This is a genomic window from Methylobacterium mesophilicum (assembly GCF_022179445.1).
Lineage (GTDB): Bacteria > Pseudomonadota > Alphaproteobacteria > Rhizobiales > Beijerinckiaceae > Methylobacterium > Methylobacterium mesophilicum.
The window spans coordinates 1-6,917 of record NZ_BPQU01000070.1 but is presented as its reverse complement, the minus strand read 5'-3'; the positions used below and the strand labels follow the sequence as shown (position 1 = coordinate 6,917).

The following is a 6,917-nucleotide window of genomic DNA, read 5'->3' as shown; positions in this document are numbered from 1 at the left end:
CCGACCCCTGCTGACGCAGGGGCCACCCTCCCCCGCAGAGGGGGGAGGGAGCGCGTGGGTGGCCGCCCTTCTGATCCCCGGAGGCGGCGAGGCTCACGGACCCACCCGTGCCATCCGCGACATGCCCCCTCTCCCGTGCGGGAGAGGGTTGGGGTGAGGGGACAGGTCCTTCCGGAGCAGTCGCACCCCTCACCCTGTCCCTCTCCCAAACGGGAGAGGGGACCCGCGCTTTGATCGGCACCGCGAGCGCCCGCAACAGATCCTCGACGATCGCGACCGTCCGCGCCGTCCCGGCGAGATCGATCCCGTGCGGCCCCGGCGGCGTGGCTCGGAGCTGTGCGTCCACCGCGTGCAGGAGCGTCTCCGCGCTCAGCGCGGCTTCCGGCAGCACCCGGGCCAGCCCCCGGGCAGCGAGGCATTCCGCGCGCAGCCGCTGCTCGGTCTCGCCGCCGGCCTCGAACGGGACCAGCACCGCCGGGGTCGCGGTCGCGAGGAGGTCGAGGGCGGTGTTGTAGCCGCACTGGCTCACCGACAGGGCCGACCCGGCGAGCAGGCTCCGGTAATCGGGCCGGGCGCGCCCGATCGTGCCCGCCGGCAGGCCGCGGCCGATGGCGGCGAGGTCGGGGTCCGGCACGCCGTGCCCCGCCAGGATCCGCCAGCCGAGCGACGGGCGCAGCCGGGCCGCGTCCGCCGCGGCTGTCAGGAGCCCTAGGCCAGCCGGCCCGGACCCGGCCGCCACCAGCACGCCCGCGCGCGTCGCCGCCGGGACGGTCCGGGAGCCGTCATCGACGTAGCCGGTGTAGCGGATCTTGCCCGCGGTTCCGGCATCGAGCGGCCAGGAGGCGTCGAGCGGCACGAGGGCCGGATCGCCGTGGACCAGCACGCCATCGTAGAGACGCGCAACCCGCGCATGCGCCTCGGCGATCCGCTCCGGCTTGGCGGAGGCGACCAGGATGTCGCGCAGGGAGGCCAGCATCAGCGGGCGCGGCCGACGCACCTGCGCCGCCTCCACCAGGGCCAGGAACTCGGCGGCCAAGGCCCGGCGGCCGAACGGGAACAGCTCGGTGATGACCGCGTCGGGGGCGAAATCCGCCAGCGCATCCAGCATCAGGGCGCGGCGGCGCGCGAACAGGGCTGGATCGGCCGGGATGCCACCCGGTCCCAGGGGCCGGGCGAAGTCGGTCCCGGCGACGTGGAGCGGCGGCAGCTGCACCAGGCGGACATCGCCCAGCCGCACCATCGGGGCCGGGACGCCGCCCGAGACCAGCAGGGCGTCGTGGCCGGAGGCCGCGAAGGCGCGCGCCAGAGCGGCCGCGCGGGTGAGATGCCCGGCGCCGAGGAGATGCGTGACCGCGATTAGGACCCGCACGGGGCCATATCCGGTTGGCGGGTCTTGACCGGTGCGGCGAGGCCCGCGGAGGCGCGCAGGGCCTCGGCGATCAGGTCGATGGCGGCGTCTTCGGAGAAGTCCTGAACCAGCCGCACCCGCGCGGCCGCACCGAGCCGGAGCCGCAGGGCCGGGTCGGCGCACAGCCGCACCAGGGCCGCCGACAGGGCCGCCGGGTCGCCCGGGGGGACCAGGATGCCGTGGGTGCCGTCGTTCAGGAATTCCGGCGTGCCCGCGAAGGCGGTGGCCAGGATCGGCAGCGCCTGGCTCGCGGCTTCCATCAGCACGTTCGGCAGCCCGTCCCGGTCGCCGCCCGGCGCGGGCTTGGTCGGCAGAACGAACAGGTCGGCCGCGCGCATCGCGTCGATCACGGCGGGCTGCGCCTGGGCGCCCCGAAAGGTGATTCTGTCCGAGAGCCCGAGCGCGCGGATCCGGGCTTCGAGCGGGTCGCGCAATTCGCCGCCGCCGATCAGGTCGAGGTGCCAGTGCAGGCCCGGGGGCAGGGCCGCCAGCGCGTCGATCAGGTCGTCGTGGCCCTTCTTGGCGACCAGCCGGCCGACGCAGAGCAGCCGCAGCGGCGCCGCCGGATCGGCCCCGTCGCGAGGCTCCCGCGCCGGCGGCGGAGCCGGGAAGCGCGCGAGGTCGAGGCCGTGATAGGCCAGCCGCGTCCGGCCCGGCGCCAGGGCGTCGAGGCGGCCGAGCCCGTCGCGGGTGCAGGTCACCCCCCAGGCCGCGTCGCAGAGCTTCTCGGTGAGCTCCCAGGCCGGCGTGGTCCAGATGTCCTTGGCGTGGGCGGAAAAGCTCCAGCGCCGCCCGGTGAGCCGCGCGGCGTAGCGGGCGACGCTCGCCGGCGTGTGCAGGAAATGTACGTGGATGTGGCCGACCGCGGCCGGCAGCTCGCGCGCGAGAACCAGCGCCTGCCCGAGCCGGCGCAGCCGCGAGGCCGATGGGTCGCGGGCCAGGTCCCGGGCGAACAGGACGAGCAGGGCCGGGAAGCGCCGCCGCGTCAGGGCCGAACCGAGCCCGCGCAGCACCCGCAGGGGCGCGTCGCGCAGATATTCCGGCAGGTAGGCGGCCGGCGCCCGGATCGCCGCGTGCATCGGATGGCGGGCCCGGTCGGTGGGCCGGCGCAGGGACCAGATCTCCAGGGACAGGCCGCGCCGCTCCAGCGCCAGCAGCTCCTGGGCGATGAAGGTCTCGGAGAGGCGCGGGTAGCCCTTGAGCACCACCGCAATGCGGGTCTCGGTCACGAATAGGCCCGCGCGCGGGTCCGCAGGGCGTCCGGCGCGGCCAGGGCCCGGACCCGGCGCGCGACCGCGTCGAGCCCGTCGAGCAGGCCGGGGACCAGCACCCGCGACGGCTCGCTCTGGTCCGGCAGGGCGCGCAGGGCCGCGGCCATCCGCTCGGGCGCGCGGCCGTCGGCCTCCAGCAGGACCCGGGCGAGGCCGAGCTGCTCGGCCGCCAGCGCGCGGATCGCCTGCTCCCGGCGGGGCTCGGTCCGGGGCACCAGGATCGCCCGCAGGTCGAAGGACAGGATCTCGCAGAAGGTGTTGTAGCCGCCCATCGCGACGACCCCGGCCGCCTTGCGCATCAGGAACTCGATCTGGCTGTCGAAGGTGATCGCCGCGATCCGGCCCCCGAGCCGGTCGATCCGGGCCGTGAAGCCGTCCCGGGTGGAATCGTCGAGGAACGGCCCGAAGGCGATCAGCGCGGGCAGGGGTATGCCGGGATCGGTCTCGTAGGCCGCGATCACCCAGTCGATCAGCGCCGCGCCGTCGCCGCCCCCGCCGGGTGTGACCAGCACGAACGGCGCGCGGGCCACGGCCGGCTCCTCGCGCCCGGCCTGCATCGCCGGGACCTCCCGGCGGAGATAGCCGGTATAGATCAGCCGCCCAGCGATTCCCGCGGCCATCTCGGGCTCCATCGGCAGGGCCGCCAGGGGCTCGTGGATGCGGCTGAGGCCGTAGACCCAGATCTCGTCGTAGAACCGCGCCATGATCTCGGCGGCGCCCTTGCGCTCCCATTCGGGCACGAGGCGGTCGGCGTCGTCGAGCACGTCGCGCAGGCCGAGCACCAGGTGCGTGCCCCGGGCGGCGGCGCGCTCCAGCACCGGCATCAGCTCGCCGTGGAAGCCCGCCGGCTCCTTGTCCACCAGGATCAGGTCCGGCGCGAAGCTCGCGTCGGTCCGGCCGATGATCGCGGTGCGCTGCGCCACGGTGCTGGCGAGCGGCGTGGTGCCGTCGAGGCTCGCGTATCCGCCGTCGCCGAACTTGGTCACCGGGGGCAGCCGCACGGTGTAGACCCCGGGCGCGAACGCGTAGCAATCCACCACCGGGGAGCCCGAGATGATCATCGCCCGCGCCCCGGGGCTGCTGGCCACGATGGCGTTGGCGATCGCCCGCGAGCGCCGCAGGTGGCCGAGCCCGAACGTGTCGTGGCTGTAGATCAGGATCCGGGGGGCGGGGGAGGCCTCGTCCGATCGCATCGTCATCGCCGCCCCCGTTGACGGCGCGAATGTCGCAGCCGCGCTCGTCTCGCACAAGCCGCGGCGTTCGGCAAACCCCGCCGTTAACGGCGCCGGAACCGCCGTCGCCTAGAAGTGGCGGCCAGCACCCCGCCGAAGGCCGCCATGTCCGCGCCCACCCCGATCGAGGCGCCGGCGTCGCGGTTCGCGGCGCTCCGGGCCGATCTCCTGGACCTCGTCGGCAGCGACGCGCGGCTCCTCGCCTTCGCCCGGCGCGCCGCCCGGGTGCTGGTGCCGCTGACGCTCCTCATCGTCGCCATCGTGTTCGGCACCGGCCCGGAACCGCGCCGCAACTGGTACGGCGACATGCTGGGCAACGATTTCAGCCAGATCTGGGTGGCCGGCCGGTCGGCGCTCGAGGGGCGGGGCGGCGAGCCCTACGATCTCCCGGTCCATCTCGCGAACCTGAAGGCCGCGTTCGGGCCGGATTGCCGGTTCGCGTGGCACTACCCGCCGGTGTTCCTGATCCCGGCCGCCGCCTTCGCGACCCTGGAGCCGCAGCCGGCGTTCTGGCTCTGGACCGCCCTGTCGCTGGCGGTCTTCGCCGGGACGATGCGGTTCGCCGCCGGCCGGCGCGACGCCGCCTGGATCGCGCTCGCCCATCCGCTGGTGTTCTGCAACCTCACCTACGGGCAGAACGGCCTGTTCACGGCCTCGCTCCTGACCCTCGGGGCGCTGCTGGTCGACCGCCGCCCCTGGCTCGCGGGCCTGTGCTTCGGCCTGCTGGCCTACAAGCCGCACTTCGCCGCCCTGGCGCCGCTGCTGCTGCTGATCACCGGCCGCGGCACCTGCCTGGCGGCCTGCCTGGGCACGGTGCTGGCCCTGTGCCTCGCCGCTTTGGCCCTGTTCGGCACCGCGCCCTGGATCGGTTTCCTGGGGACCCTGTCCGAGACCAACCGCATCATCCTCCAGCAGGCGGCCGCCGGGCTCGAACTCAACGCCAGCGCGTTCGGGGCCGTCCGGCTGCTGGGCGGCCCGATCGCCGCCGCCTGGGCGCTGCAGGCGCTGGTCGCCGCCCTGGCCCTCGCCCTGGCGATCCGCGCCTGGACGCTGCCGGCCGCCCCCGACCTGCGGGCCGCCGCCCTCCTCGCCGCCGCGCCGCTGCTCTCGCCCTACCTGCCGGTCTACGACCTGGTCCCGCTAGTCCCGGCGACGCTGCTGCTGGTGCTGGCCGCGCATCGCGCCGGCGGCCTGCGCCGCCACGAGCGCGCGCTCCTGCTGGCGACGCCGCTGTTCGCGCTCCTGCGCGAAGGCGCAGGCCTGACGGGATTCCCGCTCGGGCTGGCGCTGGGCCTCGCGACCCTGGCCTGCATCGCCGACCGGATCCGCCCGTGGGGATTTTCGGGCGGACGCCGGTCCGCTCCGGCCTGAATTTTTGGACCGTCGCTGAACGCCTCTCGCCGTCATTACGAGCGCGGCGAAGCAACTCAGTGCGGCGCGCGATCTCCGAATGTGGCGTTTCCCGAGGTTGTTTCGCTGCGCTCGCAATGACGGTGCGGCGTCCTTCTTGACGCCGACGCCACGTCGTGCCCCGATGACATCAAGTCCTCAGATTGCTATCGCGCCGCGCTGCTTTGAAAATCATCCCTTTGGCTCTCATGCGCCAAGATTATCCGAGAATTTTACTCGGCCTAAGCTTGGACGTGTCTTATTGATAGCCAAAAAATATTCGCGGGAGAATCACCATGTTTTCGGCGCTCCTGAGATACGTCGGCAGTTCCTCCCGCTCCCACGCGGGGGCGGCGAAATCGGCCACGCCGACAAGCTGGGATCGACACGCCAGGGGGACATCCACGCATTCGACCACCGCGACGAACCCGGGCGAGAAATCCGCCTCCCAGGTCGCCGTCGAGGCCCGGAAATTCCTGGATGCCGGCTATCGGAAGCTGGGCAAGGCGGCCGATGCCGGCACCTCGGACCAGGATTGGCACGGCACGATCCGCATCCAGATCCTGGACCGTCGAGCCCTCTACACCATCGCCACCGATCACGGCGGCCTGTTCTCGAATACGGAGGTCAAGGCGGCGGAAGCCGAAATGGCGTCGATCGAGGCGCGCGCGACCAAGGCTGCCGACCCCCGCGGCACCGAACCGGCGGCGGCCGCCAAGGCGACGGTCGCCGTCCTGGACGGAGCCGGCCCGGAGGAGACGGCCTCCCTCGACTGGGCGCAGAAGCGCGCTGCGGCGCAGGTCCGGTATCAGGGCCTCGCGACAGCGCTGCACACGGGCCGCGCGGCCTCGAGCGTCGAGACCGGCAACCCCGTTGTCGATCACTTCGTCAAAGCCCGGGGCGAGTTCGAGAAGGCGAAGGCCTACGCGCACGAGGGCGCATCGGTCCATGTGGAGGACATGCCCTCCTGGTCGAAGGGCGTCTCGCTCTGGAAGAGCATGCAGAAGCCGCAGAACAAGGATTTGGGGCGCCTCTGATCGCGTCTCGATCGATCCAAGATCCCACCCACCACATCGTCTTGAGCTGCTGCGCAGCAGCCTCGAAAGTGGTGTCCAGGGATCGCTGAGCTATCTGGAGCGCTCGTTCGAGGCGTCGGCTTCGCTGCTCAGAGGCTGTAAGTCTTTCGATTCATCGCTGGCGACATACGATGACGCTGCAGTAGTCCTTCGGAGATTCATCCAAGCTCGCGATCGCTAATGGGAACGTCCGCATCCCGAAGGTTTGGGCCCGAGGTCGATGACGGGCCGCGACACGCCCCCTCTCCCGTGCGGGAGAGGGCTGGGGTGAGGGATGCGACCTCTTCAGAAAGACCTGATCCCTCACCCTGTCCCTCTCCCGCACGGGGCTGCCGGATTCACACATCGGGATTGTTCGCTGACAAGACTTTGAAACACGACGCGTTTCCCCTCCCCCTTGTGGGGAGGGGCCAGGGGTGGGGGTGGTGCCGGATGAGGCACAACGGTGCCTTCTGAACCACCCCCACCTCCAAATCCTCCCCACAAGGGCAGGGCTATCGCATTTGGCTGATGAGGCTGAGCAAGTATGTGTCGTTCCATG

Annotated in this window: 5 protein-coding genes; 2 read left to right on the top strand and 3 right to left on the bottom strand. The window is 72.5% G+C overall.

What is annotated here, in order from left to right:
• The 3 genes from MFF40_RS28145 to MFF40_RS28135 form a co-directional block, all read right to left on the bottom strand.
• On the bottom strand, window positions 1–1,369 hold a 1,369-nt coding region (locus tag MFF40_RS28145), incomplete at its 3' end, for a glycosyltransferase family protein (protein ID WP_238263114.1).
• Window positions 1,357–2,637, bottom strand: a complete 1,281-nt coding sequence (locus MFF40_RS28140; protein ID WP_238263112.1) for a glycosyltransferase family 4 protein — start codon at window positions 2,635–2,637, stop codon at window positions 1,357–1,359. The genes MFF40_RS28145 and MFF40_RS28140, both read right to left, overlap by 13 nt.
• Complete coding sequence (locus MFF40_RS28135; protein WP_308447720.1) at window positions 2,634–3,872, bottom strand: glycosyltransferase family protein; 1,239 nt, start codon at window positions 3,870–3,872, stop codon at window positions 2,634–2,636. The genes MFF40_RS28140 and MFF40_RS28135 overlap by 4 nt, the downstream gene beginning before the upstream one ends.
• A gap of 144 nt (window positions 3,873–4,016) precedes the next feature.
• Here MFF40_RS28135 and MFF40_RS28130 point away from each other — a divergent pair, with 144 nt between their 5' ends.
• Both MFF40_RS28130 and MFF40_RS28125 read left to right on the top strand, forming a co-directional pair.
• A complete protein-coding gene (locus tag MFF40_RS28130; RefSeq protein WP_147899213.1) occupies window positions 4,017–5,282 on the top strand; it encodes a glycosyltransferase family 87 protein in 1,266 nt (421 codons plus the stop codon).
• A gap of 314 nt (window positions 5,283–5,596) precedes the next feature.
• Window positions 5,597–6,337 carry a hypothetical protein gene (locus MFF40_RS28125; protein WP_238263108.1) on the top strand — a complete coding sequence of 247 codons (741 nt, stop codon included), beginning with the start codon at window positions 5,597–5,599 and terminating at the stop codon, window positions 6,335–6,337.
• The last annotated feature ends 580 nt before the right edge of the window (window positions 6,338–6,917 follow it).